Genomic DNA, 24,667 nt, shown 5'->3' on the forward strand with positions numbered 1-24,667 from the left:
CGAGTGACCGGCTTCTCAATGGGCAAACTTGCCGACCGGGCAAGATCGGTAGATGCTTGCGTGAGGCAACCAACTCAGGTGTGCGGATGTCCGTGTCGGGACCCCGGCGTACGCCTGGTTGTCGTTCCGGAACCCACGACAAGCGGGAGGACGCGCGATGAGCGCACCCACCACCACGCCCGGCGCCGAGCCGATGAGCCATCGGCAGACCCTCGAGGCGCTCAGCGGCCTGCTGCTGGTGCTCTTCGTCGCGATGCTGAGCAGCACCGTCGTCTCGACCGCGCTTCCCAAGATCATTGGCGCGTTGAACGGCTCGCAGACCCAGTACACCTGGGTGGTTACCGCGACCCTGCTCACGGCGACCGCCACCACCCCGATCTGGGGCAAACTGGCCGACCTGTTCAGCAAGAAGCTGCTCATCCAGGTCGCCATCGTGGTGTTCCTGCTGGGCTCGATCATCGCCGGCTTCTCGCAGAGCGCCGGCCAGCTCATCGCGGCCCGCGCCTTCCAGGGCATCGGGGTCGGCGGCCTGCAGGCCCTCGTCCAGGTGGCGATCGCCGCCATGATCCCGCCGCGCGAGCGGGGCCGCTACAACGGCTACCTCGGCGGCGTCATGGCGGTGGCCACCGTCGGCGGCCCGCTGCTCGGCGGCCTCATCGTCGACACGTCCTGGCTCGGCTGGCGCTGGTGCTTCTTCGTCGGTGTGCCGGTCGCCATCATCGCGCTGATCCTCCTCCAGGTGACCCTGCACCTGCCGACGTTCCGGCGGGACAACGTCAAGATCGATTACCTGGGTGCGAGCCTGATCGCCGCCGGCGTGAGCGTGCTGCTGATCTGGATCTCCTTCGTCGACAGCTCGTTCGCCTGGCTCTCCTGGCAGACCGCGGCCATGGTGCTCGGCTCGCTCCTCCTGCTCGCCCTGGCGGTCTGGGTCGAGTCGCGGGCGGCCGAGCCCGTCGTCCCGCTCGCCATCGTGCGCGAGCACACCACCGCCCTGGCCATCCTGGGCAGCCTCGCGGTCGGCATGGCCATGTTCGGTGGCGCGGTCTTCCTCGGCCAGTACTTCCAGATCGGCCGCGGCTACAGCCCGACCGAGGCCGGACTGCTCACCATCCCGATGATGGCCGGAGTCCTCGGCTCCTCGATCGTCGCCGGCCGGCTGATCACCCGGACCGGGCGGATCAAGCCGTACATCGTCATCGGGTCGATCACCCTGGTGGTCGGGTTCGGCCTGCTCGGCACCATCGACCACGAGACGTCCCTGGTGCTCGTCGGCATCGGCATGTTCATCGTCGGCACCGGCGTCGGCATGACCATGCAGAACCTCGTCCTGGCCGTCCAGAACACGGTGGCCCTCAAGGACATCGGCGCGGCCAGCTCCAGCGTCGCGTTCTTCCGGTCGCTCGGCGGCACCATCGGCGTCTCGGTGCTCGGTGCCGTGCTCGCCCGCCGGGTCACCGACCAGATCACGCGCGACCTGACCGCCGCCGGGATCCCCACCTCCGGCAGCGGCGGCGACAGCAACCTCAACATCACCGCGCTGCCCGACGGGGTCCAGCACATCGTGCGCGCCGCGTACGGCGACGCCACCGGCCACATCTTCCTCATCTCCGCGGCCATCGGGGTGGTCGGCGTCATCGCCGCGCTCCTGCTCCGGCCGGTCACCCTGCGGACCAGCCTCGACCTGCCGGACGCCGCCACGGCGGCGGCGGTGGCCGCCGACGCGGTCGACGGGGCGCCCGCTTTCGACCAGGTCGCCGCCGAGGCCGCGGTAAAGGGAGGACCCGAGCGGCGCTAACGTTTCCGGAGCGCAGAACCAGGGGCCGCCATCGTCACCGACGGTGGCGGCCTGCTGGCCGACGAGGACTGAATCGAGACGCCTGTGGGAACCACCGAGCTGACGGCGTCGAGGCCGGTGACGCCCGCTCGGCGGACCACGTCGGTGCGTCGGGCGATGCGCGAGCTGCTGCTTGTCACCACGCTGTTCCTGCTCTACAAGGCGGCGCGGACGGTGGTGGCCGGTCGGGTGTCGGGCGCGCTCGCCAACGGTGAGTCGGTCTGGCGTCTGGAGCGGCTGCTGCGCCTGCCCGACGAGGCCGTCGTCCAGCACCCCGTGCTCGCACACACCCTGCTGGCCCACCTGGCCAACGGCTACTACGCGTACGTGCACTTCCCGGCCACGGCGCTCACCCTGGTCTGGCTCTACCTGCGGCATCCGGAGCGTTACCTGCGCACCCGCCGCGCGCTCGCCGTGCTCACCCTGGCGGCGCTGGTGGTGCACGTCGCGGTCCCGCTCGCACCGCCCCGGCTCACCGCGCTGACCGCCATGGTGGACACCGGAAGCCGGTACGGGCCCGCCGTCTACGGACCCCCCGACACCGACGTGATCAGCAACCAGTACGCGGCCATGCCCTCTCTGCACGTCGGGTGGGCACTGGCCGTGGCGGTCGCGCTCGTGTCGGTGACCCGGGGACGCCTCCGGTGGCTGTGGCTGGCCCACCCGCTCGTCACCCTGTTCGTCGTCGTGGCCACCGGCAACCACTACTGGCTCGACGGTGTGGTGGCGGCGCTGATGTTCGGCGTCGTCCACCGTGTCCTGCCCGCACCGGCACACCCTGCTGACGCCGAGCCTGACATCAGCCCACCGGCACCCCGTACTCGCGTTCGGTGAACAGGTCGACGTCGCGCGGACCCAGCTTGGCGACCCGGCGGGCGTGCAGGGCGAGGTGCCGGCGGGCCTCGCCGAGCCGGCGGCTCGCGATGATCATCTCGTCGGACGCCTCGAACGGCTCGCTCCCGCTGGCCTGCAACGCGGCGGCCAGCACGGCGTGGTACGCGGTCATCAGCCCGTTGGCGAGCGCGATGCCGTCCTGGTCCGCACGCGTCCAGATTTCCGACCAGGCGGCCTCCACGGTGACCATGTCCCGGGCCAGCCAGTCGTGCAGGCCCATCGGCCCCAGGGGCTTGTGCCCGCCGATCAGGTCGTTGCCCGCCTCCGGCAGGCCCGACCGCCAGTACCGGGTCTGTCGCAGCGCCTCGGCCTTGTGGGCCAGGCGTAGCGCGCCCGACAGCACCAGGACGTACGCCCGCTGAAGCTCGGCCCGTTCGCGCTGGCGTCGCTTGACCCGGCTGTGCGTCCACACGACGAGGAGCGAGGCGCAGGCAGTGATCGCGGAGCCGAGCAGAGCGGCCAGGGTTGAGTTCACGCGGACATGATGCCTGCCGCCGATCGGCGTCGCCGCGCGGGCTCGGGGCCCTCCGGTACGGGCCTCGTCGGCGCCTCCGTTACGGCTTGACGTACGACATGTTATCGCTCACAGTCGATGTCTAAGCGACCGCACCCATGGCTCACCGGGCGAGCCATCCGCTTCGGTCCCGCACCATCCGGACGTCCCCGCGGGCAGGCGGACGTCGCGATCAGGAGCTGTTCCCAGCCGCCGACGACGTGCGGCGGATGTCGCGCGCCCGCGAGGACGTCTCCCCGGACGACCGGTCCGGCGTACTCCCCACCCGCCGCCACCACCGACCGAGAAGGATCCGCCATGAGAAGAAGATTCGCACTGCTGGCCGCCGCGTTGGCGACGGCGCTGGCGACGATGACGGCCGTGGTGACGGTCGCCACCCCGGCGTCGGCCGCGACGCTCACCCAGGTGACCAACTTCGGCACCAACCCGACGAACCTGCAGATGCACCTGTACGTGCCGGACCGGGTCGCGGCGCGTCCGGCGCTGCTGCTCGCGCTGCACTACTGCACCGGCAGCGGCCCGGCCGTGCACACCGGGTTCGGGCTCAGCTCGCTGGCCGACCGCTACGGCTACATCGTGATCTACCCGTCCGTCACGCGGAGCAGCAAGTGCTGGGACGTCTCCTCCCCGCAGGCCCTGCGCCGCGACGGTGGCAGCGATCCGGTCGGCCTCAAGTCGATGATCGACTACGTGCGGAACCGATACCCGGTCGACCCGGACCGCATCGGTGTCGCCGGCTTCTCCTCGGGCGCGATGATGACCAACGTCATGGTCGGCCTCTACCCCGACCTGTTCAACGCCGGCGTCAGCTCCTCCGGCGTCCCGTTCGGTTGCTTCGCCACCACCAACGGCGCCGAGTGGAACAGCGAATGCTCCGGCGGGCGGATCGTCAAGACCGCACAGCAGTGGGGCGACCTGGTGCGCAACGCGTACCCCGGCTACACGGGCAAACGTCCCCGGTTCCAGATCTGGCACGGCACCACCGACACCACGCTGAGCTACGTCAACTTCGGTGAGCAGATCAAGCAGTGGACCAACGTGCAGGGCGTGTCCCAGACCCCCAGTTACACCGACTATCCGCAGACCAGCGCCACCCGGACGCGGTACGGCGGCACCGGCGGGACCGCGCCGGTCGAGGCGATCAGCTTCCAGGGCTACGGCCACTCGATCCCGTTCGACGCCGCGCAGGCCATCCGGTTCCTCGGCTTCGACACCACCAGCGGCACGACTCCGCCGCCGACGACGCCACCCCCGGGCGGCACGACCGGCGCGTTGCGCAACTCCGCCGCCGGTCGCTGCCTGGACGTCCCGGCCCAGTCGCGGACCAACGGCACCCAGGTGACCCTCTGGGACTGCAACGCAGGCGCGAACCAGCAGTGGGCCGCCACCGCGGGCAGGCAACTCCAGGTGTACGGGACGAAGTGCCTGGACGCCGAGGGCGCCGGGACGTCGGCCGGAACCCGGGTGATCATCTGGGACTGCACCGGGGGCACGAACCAGCAGTGGAACCTCAACTCCGACGGCTCGGTCACCGGTGTGCAGTCCGGACTGTGCCTCGCGCCGAACGGCGGCGGGACGGCCAACAGCACCCAGGTGGTGCTGGCGACCTGCAACGGCGGCAACGGTCAGAAGTGGACGCGCGGATGAGACGTACCCGATGGTGGTGAGCCCGCACGCGGCCTGAACCACCGGCGTGGCCCGGCCCGGGACGTTCCCCGGGCCGGGCCACGCGGCGCGTGCGGGCGGCGGTCGCCCGCTCTCAGCGGTACCCGGCGGCGATGATGTTCGCCTGGATCGCGTTCTCGGTCGCGTCGGACGGGTAGCCCGCCACCATGGCACCCTCGTAGAAGGTGCCCACGCTCTGGTTGGAGTTGTCGATGCAGCAGTCGCCGCCACTGCCGAGGATGATCGCGCCCTGCTTCTTCATCGGGCTGTAGCCGGGCGGCAGCGAACCGTCATACAGCGTGTAGAGGCTGCCGGACTGGGCGTTGCTGCCCTTGATGGCGAAGCGGGACGTGCCGTTGTTCTTCAGCGTCGCGGTGACGAATTTGCTGGTGAACGCCCGCTGGTTCGGGTTCCACGAGCTGCTGCCGCCGGGGTAGAGGCCCCATTCCAGGTCGGCCTGCACCCAGGGGCCGCTGCCGGAGCAGCCGCCGAACCAGCAGCTCGTGCCGAAGTAGATGGCGTCCATCGTGCCCCGACCGTCGGCGCGGCGGGTGGTCTCGCTGTTGCCGTAGTCGAAGCAGCAGCCGCTGTTGACGTGGGTGCCGCTGGTCACCATGTACATGCCCTCCGGCGCGGCGCCGGTCGGTACGCCGGTCAGGTGCCCGTCCCGCCAGTAGCTGCTGTTGCCGTTGATGTAGAGGGAGTAGACCTTGTTCCCGCCGACCGTCAACGACTCCCGGGTCGCGACCGCCGGTTGGACGGCGCCGCCGATGCCGCCGGCGCCCTGGTAGCCGAGGTTGTTGCCCCGCCCCGACTGGTCGTAGATGACCGTGATGACGCAGGTGGTGTTCGCGCAGAAGCTGTCCTGGGCGGCGGAGTTGGCCCGTCCGCCCGGGCTGAGCACGCCGATGGCGCGGGTGGTGTTGTCCGACGACCGGCGTACCTGGTAGAGCGAACCGTTGTAGGAGGCGTACAGGGCGCGGGTGGTGCTGTGCGCCGCGACGCAGGGCGTGCCGCCCGCCGCGTAGATGTCACAGGGCAGCGTCGTGCTCGGCGGGGGAGTGGTGGGCGGTGGTGTGGTGGGTGGCGGCGTCGTCGGGGGCGGGGTCGTGGGAGGCGGCGTGGTGGGCGGTGGCGTCGTCGGGTCCACCACGCCGTTGCAGGTCGTGCCGTTGAGGACGAAGGAGGTCGGCGTCGGGTTGCTGCCGGTCCAACTGCCGTTGAAGCCGAAGCTGGTACTGCCGTTGGTGGGGATGCTGGCGTTGTAGGCGGCGTTGGTGACGCTCACCTGGGCGCCGGCCTGGGTGACGCTGCCGTTCCAGAGTTGGGTGACGGTCTGGCCGGCGGCGAAGCTCCAGGTCAGCCGCCACCCGTTGACGGCGTCGCCCAGGTTGGTGATGGTGACGTTGGCGCCGAAGCCGCCCTGCCACTGGGAACTGACGGCGTAGGTGACCTGGCAGCCGGCGGCGGCGGCCGAGGCGCCGGTCTGGGTGGTGGCGGCGCCGGCGATGACGAGGGTGGCGGCCACGGCGGCGAGCGCCGGCCGCTGATGGCGGAGTTGTCTGGGTCGCACGTGCTCTCCTTGAGGGTGCGAGGTGACGGTGCGCGGGGCCGCGCCGTTCCCCCTGCTCGGGCCCGGACTCTGAACAGGGGGAACGGCGGTGACGGCGACTGGTGTGGAGCGACTGCGCAGCGGCAGATCGACGGCTCCGGCTCCCGGCCGTAGGAGATGATGCCGACCTGGGCGCGCGTGGTCAGGCATCCGTCGTCCGGCCCTCGGCACGGGTCGCCCGGTGGTGAGCTCGGGCCGTCCCGTGTCGGCCACGCTCCACCCGCCCACGCCGCGAACGACGTCGACCGCGCGGCCGGGGCCAGCAGAAGACGACTCCGGTGACGGTCAGTTATCGACGGCCGTCGTAACGTTAGCGTTAACAGGCCACCCTGTCCATAGACGACCGTCGGTGTCGTCCCATTTCGGCGGCGGTGGCCGGCCCGAACCGGCCGAGCCTGACCCGGTCGCTCGCCGTTGGCGACGGGAAGTCGCCGGCGCGCCCGGAGTGCTCAGGACGCCTCGCGGACGCGCAGGTCGGCGAGCCACACGTCGGCGAGGTCGCTGAGCGCGACACCGAGGACCTCGCTCAGGCAGACCACGGTGCCGAAGGCGGGCGCCGGCAGTCGACCCACCTCGATCTTGCGCAGGGTCTCCGGTGAGATGCCGGCGGCCAGGGCCACCTCGACGAGACTGCGGCCGCCCCGGGCGACCCGGAGTGCCGCGCCGAGGCGTTGCCCCGCGGCGATCTGCTCCGGTGTGAGCGGTGGGCGAACCATGTGAGCAGGATAGTTCCGCCCTGGTGGAGCGGCAATGTCGCCCCGCCGGGCCCCCGCCTCGCGTGGTATAAATATACCGCTGCGGGATGGGGAGGGTTTGTCGTGATCGAGCTGAAGTCCGCGATGGAGATCGACCGGATGGCCGTGACCGGTCAGTTCGTCGGCGAGCTGCTGGCCGAGCTGCGGGAGGTGGCCGCTGCCGGGGTCAACCTGATGGACATCGAGCACCACGCCCGCCGCCGCATCGCCGAGCGGGGCGCCGAATCCTGCTACTGGGACTACACGCCGTCCTTCGGTCGGGGGCCGTTCCGCAACGTGCTGTGCCTCTCGGTCAACGACGCGGTGCTGCACGGCCTGCCGCACGACTACGTCCTGCGCGACGGTGACCTGCTGAGCATCGACATGGCGGTCCAGATCGACGGCTGGGCCGCCGACTCCGCGCTCTCCGTGGTCGTCGGCGCCCCCGCCCCGGCCGACCTGCAGCTGATCGAGGCCACCGAGGTGGCGCTCCAGGCGGGCATCGACGCCGCCCGGCCAGGTAACCAGCTCGGCGACATCTCCGCCGCCATCGGCGAGGTCGCCCACCGCTACGGCTACCAGGTCAACAACGAGTTCGGTGGGCACGGCATCGGCCGCACCATGCACGAGGCCCCGCATGTGCCCAACAACGGCCGTCCCGGCCGGGGCATGAGACTCAAGCCCGGCCTGACGCTCGCGATCGAGCCGTGGCTCTGCCGTACGACCGACAAGATCAAGTTCGACGAGGACGGCTGGACGATCCGGTCCGCGGACGGCTCACGCTCCGCCCACTCCGAGCACACCGTCGCGGTCACCGAGTCCGGTCCCCGGGTGCTCACCCTCCGCCCGGGGCAGGTGGCGCAGGAGCGCAGCCCCGGCGGGCGGGCCGCCGCGTCGTCCTGACCGGTGCACGGGCCGCGGACGCGGCCCGTGCGTCACGCCTCAGCGCAGCCCGGCGAACAGGTCGTCCTCGGGAACGGGCGCGTCGGTGGTGTCCCGGACCCGGACGAAGGTCTCCACGCCCATCAACTCGGTGAACCGCTCCTGGCCGAGCTGGAGGAAGAAGATGTTCTCGGTCTGGCTGGCGTGCGCGGCCAGGGCCTCGAACTTCTGCGCGCCGTGGGCGCGGGTGTCCACCCAGGTGGTGATCTCGTCGTCGGGAAGACCCAGCTCGGGCATGTCCGACGACTCGTCCGGCTCGTCCCACTCCACGCCGAGCTCCTTCATGACCCGGCCGAACTCCTCGAACGCCGTACGGGGCACGGTGGTCCAGTAGACCTTCGCGGGGATGTCGGTCTGCGCCACGGCGGCCATGGTGATGCGGTGCGCCTGGATGTGGTCGGGGTGACCGTAGAAGCCGTTCTCGTCGTAGGTCACGACGACGTCCGGCCGGTACCGGCGGATCAGCTCGGCGAGCCGGTCCGCGGCCTGCTCCACCGGCGTCGTCCAGAAGGAGCCGGGCTGGTCGTTCGTCGACCAGCCCATCATCCCGGAGTCGGCGTAGCCGAGCGTCTCCAGGTGGGTGACCTTCAACCTGGCGGCGCTGACCTCCAGCTCGGCCTGCCGCATCGCCACGACGGCCGCCGGGTCGTGACCGGGGTCGCCGGGCTTGACCCCGCCGGGCCCGTCGCCACACCGTCCGTCCGTGCAGGTCACGAGAACCGTGGTGACACCCTCGGCGGCGTACCGGGCCAGGACGCCACCGGTGCTCGTCGCCTCGTCGTCGGGGTGCGCGTGCACCGCCATCAGGGTCAGGGATCGCTTAGCCATGTCACCACCCTACGACCAGCGGCACGCCGGAACGGTTCGGTGACGCATCCTAGCCATCCGCCGGGCGGCCCCGGCATCTTTGCCCAACGCGCTGTCGGGCCGCTCGGGGTTCCCTACGCTGTCGGAGGCGACGGCGCAGCCTCGTCACCTGCGGAAAGTCTCGACGAAGGGTACCGGTTCGATGGCGGTCTTCGATGACGTGCGACAGATCGACGCCGGGGTGCTGAACGTCGGATACGTCGACGCCGGGCCGCCGGACGGGCCGCCGGTGATCCTGTTGCACGGCTGGCCGTACGACATCCACAGCTTCGTCGACGTGGTGCCGCTGCTCACCGACGCCGGCCACCGGGTCGTCGTGCCGTACCTGCGGGGTTACGGCACGACCCGGTTCCTCGCCGACGACGCCGTCCGCAACGGCGAGCCGGCCGCCATGGGGCTCGACCTCATCGCCCTCATGGACGCGCTCGGCATCGACAGCGCGAAGCTGGCCGGCTTCGACTGGGGAGCACGCACGGCCGACGTGGTGGCCGCGTTGTGGCCCGAGCGGTGTTCCGGTCTGGTGTCGGTGAGCGGTTACCTGATCGACGGCCAGGAATCGGGCCGGGTGCCGCTGCCACCGAAGGCCGAGTTCTCCTGGTGGTACCAGTACTACTTCGCCACCGAGCGCGGCCGACAGGGGTACGACCGCAACCGCCGCGACTTCGCCCGGTTGATCTGGCAGACGGCGTCGCCGAAGTGGACGTTCGACGACGCGACGTTCGACCGCAGCGCTGCCGCGTTCGACAATCCCGACCACGTCGACGTCGTGATCCACAACTACCGGTGGCGGTTGGCCCTGGCCGAGGGCGAACCGCAGTACGACGAGGTGGAGAAGCGCCTGGCCGGCAAGCCGAAGATCACGGTGCCCAGCATCACCCTGGAGGGTGACGCCAACGGCGCGCCCCACCTGGACCCCAGCGTCTACGGCAAGCAGTTCTCCGGCCGGTACGAGCACCGGACCGTCGGTGGCGGCGTCGGACACAACCTGCCCCAGGAGGCGCCACGGGCGTTCGCCGACGCGGTCCTGGAGGTGTGAGCCGCCGCGCCTGGCGCACCTACGGGGTGATCCGGAAGGTGGCGTCCTGCCGGTCCGTGGCACTGGAGCCGGCGCTCAGCGGGTCGATGCGCAGCACGTAGTTGTAGTGCCGGAGGTAGCGGGTCGGGAAGTTGTACGAGCGGAACGACGTCCAGGATGCGTCGGCCAGTCCGGCCGTGCGGTAGAAGGTCGCGTCGGCCCGGAACACCGAGGTGTTGTCGTTGGCCTCCAGGCGTACCTCGTAGTTGTAGTGCCGCAGGAAGAGGCCGGGCTTGTTCACCGACTCGAACGACACGCCCGCGGCGTCGGCGAGGCCGGGAACCATCCGCCACAACTGGTCCTGGTACGGGTCGAACGGGTACGTGTCGACGCGGGCCACGTAGTTGTAGTGCCGCACGTAGCGGTCCGGCAGGTTGGAGGACTTGAGCCGGACCCAGTTCGGGGTACCCCACCGCGCGACGAGGGCGGCGTACTCCGCGTCGGTGATGCCGGTCATCGACCCGTGCTTCGAGTTCAACGGTGGGGTGTAGTCACGCTGGTTCAGCGGCGTCCAGGAGTTGCCGCCGATGGCGGTGGTCGACCAGGCGTAGAAGTCGTTGTTGACCGGGCTGTACGAGTCGCCCCACAACCGCCAGCCGCTGCCGTCGACCGCCTTGACCAGCAGTGGCGCCTCGATGCCGCTGCCCTGGAGCAGCCCCGACGTGTACGTGGTGAAGCTGTTCGGAGCGGCGGTGCTGGACCGGGCGCCGTACAGGTTCCCGTTGGCGAGGTTCTTGTAGTACAGGTACGTGGTGCCGCCGTCGACCACGACATCGCCGTCGAGGACACCGAAGCCCGGGCTGAAGAACACCTGCGGCGAGCTGACCGTCCGAAAGTCGCTGGTGTAGTTCACCAGGAAGACGTCCTGGCCGTTGTTCGCCGAGTAGACGATGGCGTACTGCCCGCGTGCCGGGTCCCAGAAGGCGGTCGGCGCCCAGGTGTGGGTGTTCAGGGTGTGCATCCGGATCCGGCGGTAGCCGGTGAAGCTGGTCAGGTCGGTCGAGTCCCACACGTGCAGGTACTGACTGGTCTGGTTCCAGTTGGTGCCCTTGAGGTCGGTGGCGAGCACCACGAAGGTGCCGTCCTGCTTGCGGAAGACGAACGGATCCCGCAGGCCCAACTGCCCGGCGGTCGGGGTGACGACGGGGTTGTTCTGGTTCAGCGGCGTCCAGTTGAGACCGTCGCGGCTGACGGCGAGGTGCAACCCGTAGTCCGCGCCGAGTCCCTGCGGCGACTCGGTGAAGTACGCCATCACGTACGAGGTGTTCGGGGCGGCGAGAGCGGTGCGGGGCAGGCTCAGCGCTCCGGTGGCGGCAGCGGCGGTGGACAGCGCGCCAAGCGTGAACGCGCGTCGGGTCAGAGGCACGGTCGGTGACCTTTCTGCGGTGGTGGGCGCGGACACTTTATTCGTGAACGTCGATGTGATCGTTAACATACGATGTCGTCGACAGGCCCCGCAACCCCGCCCCTCAGCGGCCGGAGGCCGTCCGCCCGGGCCGTTGCCGGCGGGGCGTGGCCACCGGCTCCGGGCGCTCGACGCGGGTCGGGTCGCCCCGCACGAGGTCGTCGTGGATGCGCCAACGGGCTGTGGTGACCGCGCGGTGGGCCGCCTCGTCGCCGCGTTCGAGTTTCCGACGCAGCAGTTCGAGAGCGATACGCCGGTTCTGGCTGAACTGCCGCTCCTCGTCCACCACCACGACGAGACCCGACGGGCGGTGGGTGGCGCGTACCGCCGTGCTGGCCTTGTTCCGGTGCTGGCCGCCGGGACCGCCGGTGCGGCACGCGACGACGTCGACGTCGGCCTCGGCGAACGTCGTCGGAGGCGCGTCGCCCGGCGGCGTCCGAGCCGTCACGTACCAGTTCTTCCGACCGGTGCCCGCCCGGTACGGGCTGGGCGCCTGCCAGCACAACGTCCCGGTCCAGGAGGCGGCGAACGCCTCGACGTCGACGCCGGACAGTCGGATCAGCGCCGACCGGTAGATGCCGGGCCGATCACCGGGCACCGCGTGGACCCGCCGGACCGCCACGCCCCACCGGGTGGCGTCGTGCTCCAGACGCCGCAGCAGCTGGGCCAGCGCCCAGGCGCACTCCCGCGGCCCACGGCCGGCGGACAGCAACAGGTCCACGCTCACGACCGACCCCGCCCACGACGCTGGTCCCGCCGGTCCGACCGGATCGCGGCGCCGACGTCCGGCGTCTTGTAGGTGACCAGGGGGATCGTGGTGGCCACCGGCGTGGCGAGCCGGTGCGCGACGAGGTCGCCGATCACCTGCTCGATCCGCTTGTACGCCGTGGGCGCCTCCTCGAATAGCAACTGGCGGTCGCCGCACACCACAAGCGAACCCACCGGGGTACGCCGTAGCTCCTCGACCGTGTGCTTGGCCCGGCCCCGGCGCAGCGCGTCGGCGCGGGACATCTTCCGGCCCGCGCCGTGCGCCACCGAGTGGTTGGCGTCCGCCCCGGCGTGGGCGGCCACCAGGTACGACGCGGTGCCCCGGGTGCCGGCGACGAGCACGTCGCGGCCGTCACCGGGTGCCGCGCCCTTACGGTGCAGGTAACCACCGTCGCGTACCTCGACCAGGTTGTGGCACTGGTCGACGATCGGCTCGGTCGGCTCGGCCCCCAGCGCGTACGCGACCCGGGCGGCCAGCAGCCGTCGGTTCAGCGAGCCCCAACGCACCGCCTCGTCGTGCCGGGCCAGGTACGCGGCCGGGTCCGGCGCGGGGCCAGCCCCGTGCGTCTCGGTGTGCGTCCGCAGGATCCGCTCACCCAGGCCCCGCGAACCGCTGTGCACGACCAGGACGAGGTCACCGGTCGCCAGCCCGAGACGGTGGGCGTGCTCCGGCGCGAAGACGGTGTCGACGCGGGCCAACTCGACGAAGTGGTTGCCGCGGCCGACCGTGCCGAGGCCGTCCAGGTGGCCGGCGGGGACGTCGCCCGTGCGGACGGACCAGGCCGGGTCGTCGGCGTCCCGCTGCGGGTCCAGCGCGCGGTCGAGGTCGGGAAAGCGGGCGGCCAACCGTTCGGGTACGACGCGCCGGAGTCGGATCGGGAACACCGCGATGCCGCAGCCGATGTCCGAGCCCACCAGGAACGGGTAGAGGACGGTGGACATCATGGCCGCGCCGATCGGGGCGCCCTTGCCCGGGTGCAGGTCCGGCATGCCGGCGACGTGGACCATGCCGTCGAGGGCGGCCACCTGCCGGCACTGGTCGAGCGCGGCGGACTCGATCCAGCTCGTGGGGGACGCGAACACGGTGACGGTGGCGGGGGTGGACGGGGACGAGGCTTCCCGAGGGAAGTGGTGCTGGGACAACGACGCTCATTTCTCGCGGGATCGCAAGTCGACGGACGGCGGTACGGCGCCGGGCGGCGTGCGGTGGCCTCGGCGCGGTGCTCGGGTGGTGTCCGTCAGTACGTCATGGGCACCACTGTGGCGATGTCCGTGGCGCACGGCAACTGGTTATCGGCGTACGCTGCCGCGATGGCCGCACCACGTCGCATCCTGGTCTACGGGGTGTACGGGGCGGGCAAGTCCACCCTCGCCGCGCGGTTGGCGCGGCGCCTCGACGTGCCGTGGTATCCGGTGGACGACCTGCTGTGGCTGCCGGGCTGGGTGGAGGTGCCGGTCGCCCAGCAGCGCAGCCGCATCGAGCAGATCTGCCGCCGGGACGCCTGGATCCTCGACGGCGCGTACCACGGGTGGCGGGACGTGCCGCTGGCGCGCGCGGACCTGGTGGTGGCCCTGGACTATCCGCGGTGGCGCTCGTTCGGGCGGCTGCTGCGTCGTACGCTGCGCCGCCTGGGCACCGGGGAGGTGATCTGCAACGGGAACCGCGAGAGTCTCGGCAGTGTGCTGTCCCGGGACTCGATCCTGCTCTGGCACGTCACCGCGTTCGGTCGCGCACGGCGGCGGATGCGGGCCTGGCAGGCCGATCCGGCCGGCCCGCCGGTGCTGCTGTTCACGCACCCCGCGGCCCTGGACGACTGGCTGTCGGGCCTGCCGACCCGATGAGCGGGGCTCAGCCCGGCCGCTTCTCGACCCGGGTCGCCCGGCCGAGGACGCACGGCGAGGATGGACTGGAACTGCCGGTCGGGAACCGGAAACGCCGCAGCTCGTCGACGGCGAACCCCGCCGCTTCGATGGCGGCCGTGGTGTCGCGGCCGGTGTGGCAACCGGCGAACAGTTTCGGCCACAGCGTGGCGTCGGAGATCCGCTGGACCCGGCGCAGGAGGCTGGTCTCCTCGGCCGCGACGTGCTCGAAGAAGCGCAGTTCCCCGCCGGGGCGCAGCACGCGGTGGATCTCGGCGAGCGCCGCCGCCTGGTCGGACACGGTACACAGCACCAGCGCGACCACGGCCGCGTCGAACTCGCCGTCGGCGCCGGGTAACGCCTCGGCCAGACCGTCGACGACGGTGATGCGCACCGGCGCGGCCGGGGCCGCCCGGACGGCGGCGGCGCGCAGGCGGGGTTCCGGCTCGACGGCGACGACCTCCGTCACGGTCCGGGGGTAGTGGGTGAACATCCGCCCGTTGCCGGCCCCGACCTCGATCACCCGGCCGGTCAGCCCGGCGGCCAGGTGCTGCCGGAACTCGGCGGTGCCGGCGCGGTCCATGGCGACGCTGAGCCGCTCGTAGACGCGCGCGAACACCGGGTGGGACACAGCGGCCACGTCGACCTCCAAGGTTCCCGAGCGGCGACCACAATCATGCGCGGCAATGTCAACCGCGTCGGTTCTGCACGCTCCGTAGGCTGGTTCCGTCAGGCGAACTCGTCCACCGGAAGTGGTTCGATCATGAAGGTTGTCGTCGTCGGCGGAAGCGGCCTCATCGGGTCCAAGGTCGTGCGGAACCTCGGTGGGCAGGGCCACGAGGCGGTGGCGGCCTCCCCGAAGACCGGCGTGAACACGCTGACCGGCGAGGGGGTGGCCGAGGCGCTCGACCGTGCCGCCGTCGTCGTGGACGTGTCGAACTCGCCGTCGTTCGAGGACACCGCCGTCCGGGAGTTCTTCGAGACGTCGACGCGGAACCTCCTGGCCGCCTCCGCCACCGCCGGGGTGCGGCACTACGTGGTGCTCTCGATCGTGGGCTCCGACCGGCTGCCGGAGAGCGGGTACATGCGGGCGAAGGTCGCCCAGGAGAAACTCGTCGCCGCGTCCGGGCTGCCGTACTCGCTGATCCACGCCACGCAGTTCTTCGAGTTCCTGCCGGGCATCGTCGACGCCGCCATGGACGGCGACACGGCCCGGTTGGCACCGGTGCTCATCCAACCCATGGCGGCGGACGACGTCGCGGCCGAGGTGACCGCGATCGCGCTCGACGCACCGACGAACGGCGTCGTCGAGATCGCCGGCCCGGAGCAGTTCCGTCTCGACGAGCTGGGGCGGTCCGTCCTCGCCGACCGCCACGACTCCCGCTCGGTGGTGGTCGACCCCGGGGCCCGCTACTTCGGCGCCACGCTCGAGGAACGCTCGCTCGTGCCGGCCGACGGCGCCCGCATCCCCGGTACGCGCCTCGACGAGTGGCGCGCCCGGGCGGCGGGTTAGGCCTCACTCGGACGGCGTCTGCCGGAGGCGGTTCGCCAACTCCCGGACCGCCGCCGCGAACCGTTCGTCGGAGTCGGACGGCCAGTGTCCGAGGATCGGCGGCGGAACGCTGTCGCCGGGCGGGGTCACCACGTCGCTGGGGTCGACCTCCCGGCGGTCCACCGTGGCGGCCGGGTCGCCGTCGGACGCCTCGGGTCCCCGATCGGGGAAGACGCGCCCGCCGATCGGGTCGGTGTCCCGCCAGAGGTTGACCCATCGCCAGCCGACCCGGTCGCCGATCTCGCGCAGCACCGCGTCGTCGAGGTAGGCGGGGAAGAGCCGCGCGTAGAGCCGGCGCAGCGGCGAGCCGTGCGTGAGCAGAGCGACCCGCTCGCCGACCCGGGGCGGTAGCTGGAGCACCGCGGCGGCGAGCAGGACCGAGCCGTGACTGTGCCCGGAGAGCAGCACACGGTCGCCGCGCTCGACCAGGTAGGTGATCCGCCGCGTCAGCTCGGGCACCGCCCGCTCGGCGTAGCAGGGCGGCGCGAAGGGATGGGCGGCCCGGGGCCAGAAGGTGCCGAGGTCCCAGATGACCCCGATGTGCCGTCGGAAGCTGGTGGTGCGGTAGGCGAAGATGCCGGCGAGGACCAGGCCGACGAGGCCCACCGCCTTCACCCAACTGGTGAACGCGATGCTGAAGGTGACCGCGCCGGCCGGCAACCGGGTGAACCGCTCGACGACGTCCCCGGGAAACACCCCCAGCAGACCCAGGGTGGTGGTGGCGGCGCCGGCCGCGGAGAGGCAGCCGAAGATCACGCCCAGCAGCACCAGGCGTTCGGTGAAGCTGGCCCGGGCCAGCGCGTCGCGTACCTGTCGCAGCCGTGGCCCGGCCTCCGCCGGCGGGTCCGGGTAGTCGCGTGCGGCGATCGCCGCCGCCCGGCGTCGCCGGCCGGGGCGGGAGAGCACGATGACCAGGCCGGCGACGATCACCGTGACCACCGCGGTGCGGAGAAAACCGAAGATCGCCCAGGTGTACGCCCGGGGCGGGCCGGTGGCGATGGCCTCCCCGGTCGGCAGGTCGCGGTCGAGGTAGTCCGCCACCCGGTACACCAGCTCGGCGGAGTACCCCACCGCGGTGCTGATCGCCGCCGCCGAGATGACCAGCGCTCCCAGCCCGAACAGCGGGCTGCCTCTGCGTCGCCAGAGCAGGATCACACCGAGGGCGGCCAGCAGGACCGTCTGGGTGGCGAACAGCCAGACCAGCGTCCGGTCGTAGCCGGGCAGCGCGCTGTCCGCACGCCAGTCGGCCGGGCTGGTCGCGACGTGGGCCGTGACCACGACGGCAAGGATGATGGCGGTCGTCCGCAGGCCGGTGGTGATCGCGTCGAGCCGCCGATCGGTGGGGGAGCGGTCGATCAGCGCCGGGGTGCAGAGCAACGCCGCGCACGCCGCCAAGACCACGCCGGTGACCACCGCCAACGTGATCGTGGCGACCGAGGCGCCCCGCGCGGCGCGGGCGGTGAGCAGGACGAGACTCAACGTGCCGAACGCCGCGGCGACGTGCACCGAGCGCAGCCGCCCCACCAGGGGCTCCGCGTCCCAGGTGCCGACCGTGCTGAGCCGATGCCCGAAGGACCCCTCGGCGGGCGCGCGGAACGCCTCGAACGACCGCCCGGGGCGGTTGCTGAGCCGCCAGACCAGGCCGATCGCGGCGGCCGGAAGCAGCGCGAACACCGCCAGCCGTCGTCCGACGGGTTGACCACTGAACCAGGACAACCAGCTGCGACCGGCCAGGCAGCGGGGTGAGTTCAGGCAGTGCCAGGCGAGCAGGTCGAGGGCGACGCCGGCGATGGCGAGCACGTACAGCACGGTGAGGGTCAGGGCCAGCACGCGGCAGAGGGACTTGACCAGGCTCTCCGAGCGGGGATTCGCCGGCCGCATCCAGATCGCCACGTTGACCAGCAGGAACGGCAGGAGCAGCACCAGCGCCAGGGTGCGGGCGACGGTCCCGGAGGGCAGGTCGCCCCAGCGGTACGCCTCCAGCGTCACACCGCGCGCCTCGGGAGTCGCCCAGCGCGGTCGGACCCGGACGAAGCCGCCCATCCGGTCGCCGGCGACCTGCACCGTCCGGGCCAGGCCGAGCACCTGCTCGGTACTCGCGCCGGAGACGCCGTGCACCCGCAGCTCCACGACGTCGGCGGTGGTGTCGGGGCCGCTCACCCGCGCTGCTCCATCCGCCATCGCCCCCCGAGACACCCCGACCGCCCGGTGCCGGCGATCAGCCCGTGGGTGGCCCACCACCGGTGTGGCGGACCGGGGTCTACCCGACCGGGACGCGTCCAATCGCCCGCGGTTGCCCCGCGGCGTCGCCTATCCGCCGGGGACGCTCCCGGCCGCCTGGTGGCGGTAGGCGCGTGGTGAGACGCCGGTGACCCGCTTGAAGGCCACGCTGAGGGCGCTCTCCGAGCCGTACCCGACGGCGCGGGCGATGGCCGCGACGGAGTCGGAGCCGTGCCGGATGCGGTCCGCCGCCAGCTCGATCCGCCAGCCGGTGAGGTATTCCAGCGGACCGACGCCGACGACCTTCCGGAAGCGGGCGGCGAGCGTCGAGCGGGAGACGGCGGCGGTGCGGGCGATCGCGTCCACCGTCCACTGCTGGGCGGGCCGGGCGTGCATCGCCCGCAGCGCGGGGGCGACCACCGGGTCGGCGAGCCCGGCCAGCCAACCGGAGGTGTGCTGCGGGTCGCGGGCGAGGTGCACCCGCAGGACCTGGATCAGCAGGACGAGCGCCAGGTGTTCGGCGACGAGCCGCGACCCGAGTTGAGGCCGCCGCAGCTCGATGTCGATCTGGTCGAGAGCCCACCGGATGGTGGCGGCCTCGGGTGCGTCGGCCGGTACGTGGATGACCGGCGGGAGACCGTCCAACAGCAGGGTGCGACCCCGGTCGCCCAGGGAGAACGCGCCGCCGATGAGGAACATGTCGTCGCCGTCGCCGGCGTGCGCCACGCCGTCCCCGGCGGCGGCGAAGATCGGGTACGCCGGCTGGACCGGCGCGTCGGGAGCGCTGAAGAGGGTGTACGCCACCGGCCGGGTCAACAGATAGCAGTCACCCTCGGTGAGGGCGATCGCTTCGGCCTCACCCTCGACCCGGAGGAAGCAGCGGCCGCGCCGGATGGCGTTGAACTTGGCGCCGGCCGGCGGGTCGAACCGGACGGCCCAGCGCCCGCCGGCGACGAGACCGGCGGACAGGTGCGCGGTGGCACCGAGCAGTGCCAGCACGTCTTCGAGCGGATCCATCCCCACCGTCCTGGACGCTGACAAAAGTACGAAGGACTCCAAACTATAGGCAGTCCAGCGCGACACTCCGTAGCGTCATGGGCATGACAGCGCACACACGCCTCACCACCCCGTTCACCGCCCGCACCACCGCCGCCGAGATCCTCGACGGGGTGGACCTGACCGGGCGTCGGATGATCGTCACCGGCGGCGCGTCCGGCATCGGTGTCGAGACGGTTCGCGCCCTGGCCGGTGCCGGCGCGGAGGTCACCGTCGCGGTCCGTGATCCGAGCCGGGCCGCCGGGCTCGTCGAGGAGTTCGCCGGTGACGCCACGCCGGGCAGTGTCCGGTCGGCCGCGCTCGACCTCGCCGACCTGGCCTCGGTGGACGCGTTCGTCGCGGCCTGGGACGGCCCGCTCGACGTGCTCGTCGCCAACGCCGGCATCATGGCGCTGCCGACCCGGCAGCTCTCCGCGCAGGGCTGGGAGCTCCAGCTCGCGACCAACTACCTGGGGCATTTCGCGCTGGCCGTCGGGCTGCACGACAACCTGCGGGCGGCCGGCGCGGCGCGGGTCGTGCTGGTCAGCTCCGGCGCGCACCTGAGCGCCCCGTTCGACGCCGAGGATCCCCAGTTCGAGCGGCGGCCGTACGACCCGTGGCAGGCGTACGGGCAGGCGAAGACGGCGGAGGTCCTGCTGGCGGTGGGTATCAGCCGTCGGTGGGCGGCGGACGGGATCACCGCCAACGCGCTCAACCCCGGGTACATCCACACCAACCTCCAGCGCTACGTCGACGAGGACACCATGCGTGCGCTCGGCGCGATGGACGAGGCGGGCAACCTCGTCGTGCCGGACTACTACAAGACGCCGGCCCAGGGTGCGGCGACCACGGTCCTGCTCGCCGCCTCGCCCCTGCTGGACGGCATCGGCGGCCGGTACTTCGTCGACAACCAGGAGATGCCGGTGGTCCCTGGCGGCCCCGACGCCACCGACGGTGTCGCGGACCACGCGATGGACCCGGCGGCGGCGGACCAGCTCTGGGCGTACACCGAAAAGATGATGGCCGCCCGCTGAGCGCGAGCGCCGTCGGACGCCGGGCGCGGCGCGGGCCCGCGTGGCCGCGCCCGGCGTCCAGGATTGATCGGGGTACGGCGGGGTAGCCGCCCGCCATGGTCGCTGCCGGTCGGCCCGGTACGGACGGGGACGCTCCGGCGCGCGCCGGAGCGTCGGCACGGTCCGGTCCGGCGTCGGCCGTCGCGCGGCTGCGGGGCCAGCTGTCGGGCACGCTGCGGGATCGCGCGCGGCGGGTTCGGGGTATCGGGGGGCTGGCCCTGCAGGCCGGCCTGGCGGCGGCGCTGTCCTGGCTGGTGGTGCGGGAGGTGCTGCACGTCTCGCAGCCGGTGTTCGCGCCGATCTCCGCGGTCTCCACCCTCGCGGCGTCGGTCGGGCAACGCCTGCGGCGCACCATCGAACTGATCATCGGGGTCACCGTCGGGGTGCTGGTCGGTGACCTGCTGCTCGCGGTGATGGGCACCGGATGGTGGCAGCTCGCCCTCATCGTCGTGTTGGCGATCCTCGTCGCGCTGTTCCTGGTCGGCAGCGCGGCGGTGGTGATCCAGGCGGGTGCCACCGCCGTACTCATCGCCACGCTGAGCCCTTCCGTGCGCGATCTGGAGATTCCCCGCTTCGTGGACGCCCTCGTCGGTGGCGCCGTGGCGCTGCTGGTCACCGCTGTGCTGTTGCCGTTGAGCCCGCTGCGGGTGCTCAACCGGGCCGCGCGACCGGCGCTGGACCTGCTCAGCGGCCAGCTCGACGCCACCGCCGGCGCGTTGGCCGACCGTGACATCGATCGCGCGCTGACCGCCCGGGCGAGGTTGCGGGAGAACAAGGGCGAGCTGGGTGCGCTCGTCGAGGCGACGCAGGGCGCCCGGGAGGCCAGCGCCCTCTCGCCGGTGCACTGGCACCAGCGGCAGGGGCCGGTGGCCCGGTACGCGAACACTGCGGAGCCGATCGACCGGGCGATGCGTAACGCGGGAACGCTGATCCGCCGGGCGGTGACCCTGATCGAGGACGGCGAGCCCGTCCCGGAACCGATGCCCAGGGCGGTCGCCGACCTGGCCGAGGCGGTACGGCTGCTCAAGCGGCAGTTCGCGGCCGGCCAGGAACCCGTACAGGCGCGCGAGCGGGCGCTCCGGGCGGTCTGCGCCGCCGGTGACGCCTACCGGGAGGGGGTCGGTTTCTCCGGTGCCGTGGTGGTGGCGCAGGTCCGGACGGCCGCCAGCGACCTGCTGGTGGCCACCGGGTTGAGCCAGGAGGTCGCGAACCGGCTGGTCCGTCGCGCTTTCGGGAGCGCCAGACAGCCCGGCGACCAGCGCCGATGACTCTCATGGCGGCAATGTGAGCCATAGGTGTTGCACGCTGAGCCAAAGTGATGCCATAATGGTGCCATGGACTTGAGGCCGTACGTCGAGAACCTGCGTAACGAGTTCGCCGTGGCCGCCGAGGGCGTGGACCCGGAGGGCCGGGTGCTGGCCGAACGGCTCTTCACCCAGCTCGAGGCGGCGACCCATCTCACGCTGCTCGAGGCGCTCTCCGACGCGGCCGGCGAGATCACCCGCGATCTCGCCCCCGGGTCGGTGCACGTCCGGCTGCGCGGACGCGAGCCCGACTTCGTGGTGGCCCCCGCCACCCCGCCCACGGACGGGCCGGGCGAGGTCACCGAGCCACCTGCGGCCCCCGCGCCCCTGCTGCCCCCCGAGGGGGACGAGGGTGGCACGTCCCGCATCAACCTCCGCCTTCCCGACCACCTCAAGGCCAGCGTCGAGGAGGCCGCGGGTCGCGCCGGGCTCTCCGTCAACGCCTGGCTGGTACGCGCCGTCGCCAGCGCCGTCGGGGCCGGCGGCCCCGACCGACAGCCGCCACGCCGGCCGGAGCCCCCGAGGCCCGGCCAGCACGTCACCGGCTGGGCGCGCTGACCCGCGCGCCTGCCCACACCTTCTTTCCGCTCCGCCGACACCCTCCCGGGAGACCACCATGCCTGTTTTCGACACCCCAGAACCGATCTCCGTCCAGGTCGAGCTGCCGGTCGGCGACGCCTGGATCGCCGCGACCGACCGCACCGACACGGTGGTCCGGGTGCGGCCCCGCGACCCGTCGAGCAAGGCCGACGTGAACGCGGCCGAGCAGACCACCGTCGACTTCGCCGCCGGGCAGCTGCGGATCAGGGTGCCCAGGAGCTGGCGTCGGTACGGCTTCGGCTCCGGACCCTCGGTCGACGTCCTGATCGAGGTGCCGAGCGGCACGCGACTGCACGCCGAGGCGGCGTGGGCGGCCTTCCGTGGCGAGGGGCGGCTCGGCGAGTGCCGGATCAAGACCGGAAGCGCCATCCGGCTGGAGGAGACCGGGCCGCTGGAGATCGAGAGCAGCCACGGCGAGGTGACGGTGGAGCGGGTCACCGGTTCGGCCCGGGTGAAGGCGTCGTCCGGCAAGGTGCGCCTCGGCACCGTCGACGGCACCGCGGAGATCAAGAACTCCTCCGGTGACTGCTGGATCGGCCACGGCGGCGGTGACGTCCGGATCAACACCGCGTACGGCGACATCACCGTCGACGCCTCGACCGCCTCGGTGGCGGCGCGCACCGCGTACGGCAACGTGCGCCTCGGCGAGGTCGTGCGCGGGTCGATCGAGTCACAGACCTCCTACGGCGCGATCGAGGTCGGCGTCCGGCGCGGCACCGCCGCCTGGCTCGACGTCAGCTCCCGGCACGGCCGTGTGCACAACGCCCTGGCGGCGACCGACGGCCCGGCCGAGACCGACGAGACGGTCGAGATCCGCGCCAACACCTCCTACGGCGACATCACCATCCGCCGTGCCTGACGCGCGTCGACCCCCACCCCGAACGAGGAGACCATGACCGGCAGCAGCAAGCCCGCGATCGTCACCACCGAGCTGCGCAAGTCCTACGGCGACAAGGTCGTGCTCGACGGCATCGACCTGATGATCACCGAGGGAACGATCTTCGCCCTGCTCGGTCCCAACGGCGCCGGCAAGACCACCACCGTGCAGATCCTCTCCACCCTCATCCCGGCCGACGGCGGTCATGCCCGCGTGCTCGGGCACGACGTGGCCCGCGATGCCGACGCGGTACGCGAGCTGATCGGCGTCACCGGCCAGTTCTCCGCAGTGGACAGTCTGCTCACCGGCCGGGAGAACCTGCACCTCATGGCCGATCTGTGCCACCTGGACCGCGCCGCGGGTCGGCCCCGGATCGCCGACCTGCTCGACCAGTTCGATCTGACCGAGGCGGCGGACAAGCCGGCGGCCACGTACTCCGGTGGCATGCGTCGCCGGCTCGACCTCGCGATGACACTCGTCGGCGACCCCCGCGTCATCTTCCTCGACGAGCCGACGACCGGTCTCGACCCGCGTAGCCGCCGCGCCATGTGGCACATCATCAAGGCGCTGGCCGCCGAGGGCGTCACCATCCTGTTGACCACCCAGTACCTGGAAGAGGCCGACCAGCTCGCCGACCGGGTCGCCTTCCTCGACCACGGCCGACTGATCGCCGAGGGCACCCCGCACGAGCTCAAGCGGCTCATCCCGGGCGGTCACGTCGTGCTGAGCTTCGTCGACCAGGGCGCACTCGACTCGGCGGCCCGGACGTTCACGATGGCCACCCGGGACGACGCCGCGCTCACCCTCGAGGTGCCCAGCGACGGCGGAGTCGGCTCGCTGCGGTCCCTCCTGGACGACCTCGACCGGGCCGCCATCACCGTGGCCGGCCTCGCCGTGCACACCCCCGACCTCGACGACGTCTTCCTCGCCCTCACCGGCCAACCCGACTCCGGACCCCGCCACGAAAGGGCCGCTGCGCGATGAGCACCCTCACCCTCGCCCTGCGCGACTCCCACACCATGCTGCGGCGCAACCTCCTGCACATGCGCCGCTACCCGTCGCTGACCCTGATGCTCGTCGGCATCCCGGTCGTCCTGCTGCTGCTCTTCGTCTACGTCTTCGGCGGCACGCTCGGCGCCGGCCTCGGACCGACCGGCGGCCGCGCCGAGTACGCCAACTACGTCACCCCGGGCATCCTGCTCATCACGGTGGCGAGCGCGGCGCAGGGCACCGCGATCTCGGTCGCCATGGACATGGCCGAGGGCATCCTCGCCCGGTTCCGTACCATGGCGATCTTCCGGCCGTCGGTTCTCACCGGCCACGTGGTGGGCAGCGTGCTCCAGACGATGCTCAGCCTGGCGGCGGTCACCGGCGCGGCGCTGCTTGTCGGGTTCCGCCCCACCGCGAGCGCCGTCGAGTGGCTCGCCACGATCGGCGTGCTGACCATGGTCACCGTCGCCGTCACCTGGCTGTCGGTCGCCCTGGGCCTGGTCACCAGGAGCGTCGAGACGGCCAGCAACCTGCCCATGCCGCTGGTGCTGCTGCCGTTCCTCGGCAGCGGGTTCGTACCCACCGACTCGATGCCGACGCCGGTCCGCCTGTTCGCCGACTACCAGCCCTTCACCCCGGTCATGGAGACGCTCCGTGGCCTGCTGCTCGGCGGCGGGATCGGCGCGAACGGGCTCCTCGCGGTCGGCTGGTGCGTCGTCATCACGGTCGGCTGCTTCTGCTGGGCCAAGGCGCTCTACAACCGCCCCCGAACGGCCTGACCCGGCGTCCGCTGACGACCGACGGCCCGGCCCCGATGGGCCGGGCCGTCGGCTGTCGGCGTGC

Annotated in this window: 23 protein-coding genes; 13 read left to right on the top strand and 10 right to left on the bottom strand. The window is 72.0% G+C overall.

All coding sequences use genetic code 11. The annotated features are described in order from the left end of the window. Positions 1 to 157: 157 nt before the first annotated feature. Positions 158 to 1,798, top strand: coding sequence for an MDR family MFS transporter (locus tag ACN263_RS08290; RefSeq protein WP_422739222.1), 1,641 nt, complete (start codon positions 158 to 160; stop codon positions 1,796 to 1,798). 84 nt (positions 1,799 to 1,882) lie between these two features. Further along, positions 1,883 to 2,671: a phosphatase PAP2 family protein gene (locus ACN263_RS08295; protein ID WP_422739223.1), complete on the top strand. Its 789-nt coding sequence runs from the start codon at positions 1,883 to 1,885 to the stop codon at positions 2,669 to 2,671. On the opposite strand, the gene ACN263_RS08300 is transcribed toward ACN263_RS08295, so the two are convergent. Then, positions 2,637 to 3,206 (bottom strand): hypothetical protein, encoded by a 570-nt coding sequence (locus ACN263_RS08300; RefSeq protein ID WP_422739224.1) that lies wholly within the window; start codon positions 3,204 to 3,206, stop codon positions 2,637 to 2,639. The genes ACN263_RS08295 and ACN263_RS08300 overlap by 35 nt on opposite strands. Positions 3,207 to 3,542: 336 nt before the next feature. Between ACN263_RS08300 and ACN263_RS08305 the strand changes: the two genes are divergently transcribed. Beyond that, complete coding sequence (locus ACN263_RS08305) at positions 3,543 to 4,892, top strand: PHB depolymerase family esterase (protein WP_422739225.1); 1,350 nt, start codon at positions 3,543 to 3,545, stop codon at positions 4,890 to 4,892. A gap of 112 nt (positions 4,893 to 5,004) precedes the next feature. Here ACN263_RS08305 and ACN263_RS08310 read toward each other — a convergent pair whose 3' ends face one another. Continuing rightward, entirely contained in the window at positions 5,005 to 6,483 is a 1,479-nt protein-coding gene (locus tag ACN263_RS08310) for an arabinofuranosidase catalytic domain-containing protein (RefSeq protein WP_422739226.1), read from the bottom strand. Positions 6,484 to 6,971: 488 nt separating this feature from the next. Next, positions 6,972 to 7,238: a helix-turn-helix domain-containing protein gene (locus tag ACN263_RS08315; protein ID WP_422739227.1), complete on the bottom strand. Its 267-nt coding sequence runs from the start codon at positions 7,236 to 7,238 to the stop codon at positions 6,972 to 6,974. A 102-nt stretch (positions 7,239 to 7,340) separates the two neighbouring features. Here ACN263_RS08315 and map point away from each other — a divergent pair, with 102 nt between their 5' ends. Next, positions 7,341 to 8,159 carry a type I methionyl aminopeptidase gene (map, locus tag ACN263_RS08320; RefSeq protein ID WP_422739228.1) on the top strand — a complete coding sequence of 273 codons (819 nt, stop codon included), beginning with the start codon at positions 7,341 to 7,343 and terminating at the stop codon, positions 8,157 to 8,159. 39 nt (positions 8,160 to 8,198) lie between these two features. On the opposite strand, the gene ACN263_RS08325 is transcribed toward map, so the two are convergent. Continuing rightward, positions 8,199 to 9,026 (bottom strand): PIG-L family deacetylase, encoded by an 828-nt coding sequence (locus tag ACN263_RS08325; protein WP_422739229.1) that lies wholly within the window; start codon positions 9,024 to 9,026, stop codon positions 8,199 to 8,201. Between the two features lie 181 nt (positions 9,027 to 9,207). Between ACN263_RS08325 and ACN263_RS08330 the strand changes: the two genes are divergently transcribed. Continuing rightward, a complete protein-coding gene (locus ACN263_RS08330) occupies positions 9,208 to 10,101 on the top strand; it encodes an alpha/beta fold hydrolase (RefSeq protein ID WP_421475478.1) in 894 nt (297 codons plus the stop codon). Between the two features lie 19 nt (positions 10,102 to 10,120). On the opposite strand, the gene ACN263_RS08335 is transcribed toward ACN263_RS08330, so the two are convergent. From ACN263_RS08335 to ACN263_RS08345, 3 genes are all read right to left on the bottom strand, one after another. Then, positions 10,121 to 11,506: a glycoside hydrolase family 43 protein gene (locus tag ACN263_RS08335; RefSeq protein ID WP_422739230.1), complete on the bottom strand. Its 1,386-nt coding sequence runs from the start codon at positions 11,504 to 11,506 to the stop codon at positions 10,121 to 10,123. A gap of 103 nt (positions 11,507 to 11,609) precedes the next feature. After that, positions 11,610 to 12,272 carry a peptide chain release factor H gene (gene prfH / locus ACN263_RS08340; protein WP_422739231.1) on the bottom strand — a complete coding sequence of 221 codons (663 nt, stop codon included), beginning with the start codon at positions 12,270 to 12,272 and terminating at the stop codon, positions 11,610 to 11,612. Then, positions 12,269 to 13,456, bottom strand: a complete 1,188-nt coding sequence (locus tag ACN263_RS08345; RefSeq protein WP_422739232.1) for an RNA ligase RtcB family protein — start codon at positions 13,454 to 13,456, stop codon at positions 12,269 to 12,271. Before ACN263_RS08345 ends, prfH begins: the two co-directional genes overlap by 4 nt. Positions 13,457 to 13,624: 168 nt before the next feature. On the opposite strand from ACN263_RS08345, the gene ACN263_RS08350 reads away from it, so the two are divergent. Continuing rightward, the gene (locus ACN263_RS08350; RefSeq protein ID WP_422739233.1) at positions 13,625 to 14,155 is read left to right on the top strand and encodes an adenylate kinase; all 531 of its coding nucleotides are present in this window, start codon (positions 13,625 to 13,627) and stop codon (positions 14,153 to 14,155) included. 7 nt (positions 14,156 to 14,162) lie between these two features. On the opposite strand, the gene ACN263_RS08355 is transcribed toward ACN263_RS08350, so the two are convergent. After that, entirely contained in the window at positions 14,163 to 14,813 is a 651-nt protein-coding gene (locus tag ACN263_RS08355) for a class I SAM-dependent methyltransferase (RefSeq protein WP_422739234.1), read from the bottom strand. 123 nt (positions 14,814 to 14,936) lie between these two features. Here ACN263_RS08355 and ACN263_RS08360 point away from each other — a divergent pair, with 123 nt between their 5' ends. After that, positions 14,937 to 15,686: an SDR family oxidoreductase gene (locus ACN263_RS08360; protein WP_422739235.1), complete on the top strand. Its 750-nt coding sequence runs from the start codon at positions 14,937 to 14,939 to the stop codon at positions 15,684 to 15,686. 3 nt (positions 15,687 to 15,689) lie between these two features. On the opposite strand, the gene ACN263_RS08365 is transcribed toward ACN263_RS08360, so the two are convergent. After that, positions 15,690 to 17,885, bottom strand: coding sequence for a hypothetical protein (locus ACN263_RS08365; RefSeq protein WP_422739236.1), 2,196 nt, complete (start codon positions 17,883 to 17,885; stop codon positions 15,690 to 15,692). A 150-nt stretch (positions 17,886 to 18,035) separates the two neighbouring features. Next, positions 18,036 to 18,962, bottom strand: a complete 927-nt coding sequence (locus ACN263_RS08370) for an AraC family transcriptional regulator (RefSeq protein ID WP_422739237.1) — start codon at positions 18,960 to 18,962, stop codon at positions 18,036 to 18,038. An 83-nt stretch (positions 18,963 to 19,045) separates the two neighbouring features. On the opposite strand from ACN263_RS08370, the gene ACN263_RS08375 reads away from it, so the two are divergent. The 6 genes from ACN263_RS08375 (at position 19,046) to ACN263_RS08400 (ending at position 24,603) form a co-directional block, all read left to right on the top strand. After that, positions 19,046 to 20,014: an SDR family NAD(P)-dependent oxidoreductase gene (locus tag ACN263_RS08375; protein ID WP_422739238.1), complete on the top strand. Its 969-nt coding sequence runs from the start codon at positions 19,046 to 19,048 to the stop codon at positions 20,012 to 20,014. A gap of 95 nt (positions 20,015 to 20,109) precedes the next feature. Next, entirely contained in the window at positions 20,110 to 21,321 is a 1,212-nt protein-coding gene (locus ACN263_RS08380) for an FUSC family protein (protein ID WP_422739239.1), read from the top strand. Between the two features lie 66 nt (positions 21,322 to 21,387). Beyond that, complete coding sequence (locus ACN263_RS08385; protein ID WP_422739240.1) at positions 21,388 to 21,915, top strand: hypothetical protein; 528 nt, start codon at positions 21,388 to 21,390, stop codon at positions 21,913 to 21,915. A gap of 58 nt (positions 21,916 to 21,973) precedes the next feature. Further along, positions 21,974 to 22,816 carry a DUF4097 family beta strand repeat-containing protein gene (locus tag ACN263_RS08390; RefSeq protein ID WP_422739241.1) on the top strand — a complete coding sequence of 281 codons (843 nt, stop codon included), beginning with the start codon at positions 21,974 to 21,976 and terminating at the stop codon, positions 22,814 to 22,816. A 33-nt stretch (positions 22,817 to 22,849) separates the two neighbouring features. Continuing rightward, entirely contained in the window at positions 22,850 to 23,818 is a 969-nt protein-coding gene (locus ACN263_RS08395) for an ATP-binding cassette domain-containing protein (RefSeq protein WP_422739242.1), read from the top strand. Beyond that, entirely contained in the window at positions 23,815 to 24,603 is a 789-nt protein-coding gene (locus tag ACN263_RS08400) for an ABC transporter permease (RefSeq protein WP_422739243.1), read from the top strand. Before ACN263_RS08395 ends, ACN263_RS08400 begins: the two co-directional genes overlap by 4 nt. The last annotated feature ends 64 nt before the right edge of the window (positions 24,604 to 24,667 follow it).

It is taken from the genome of Micromonospora sp. WMMD729, assembly GCF_049315225.1.
Lineage (GTDB): Bacteria > Actinomycetota > Actinomycetes > Mycobacteriales > Micromonosporaceae > Micromonospora.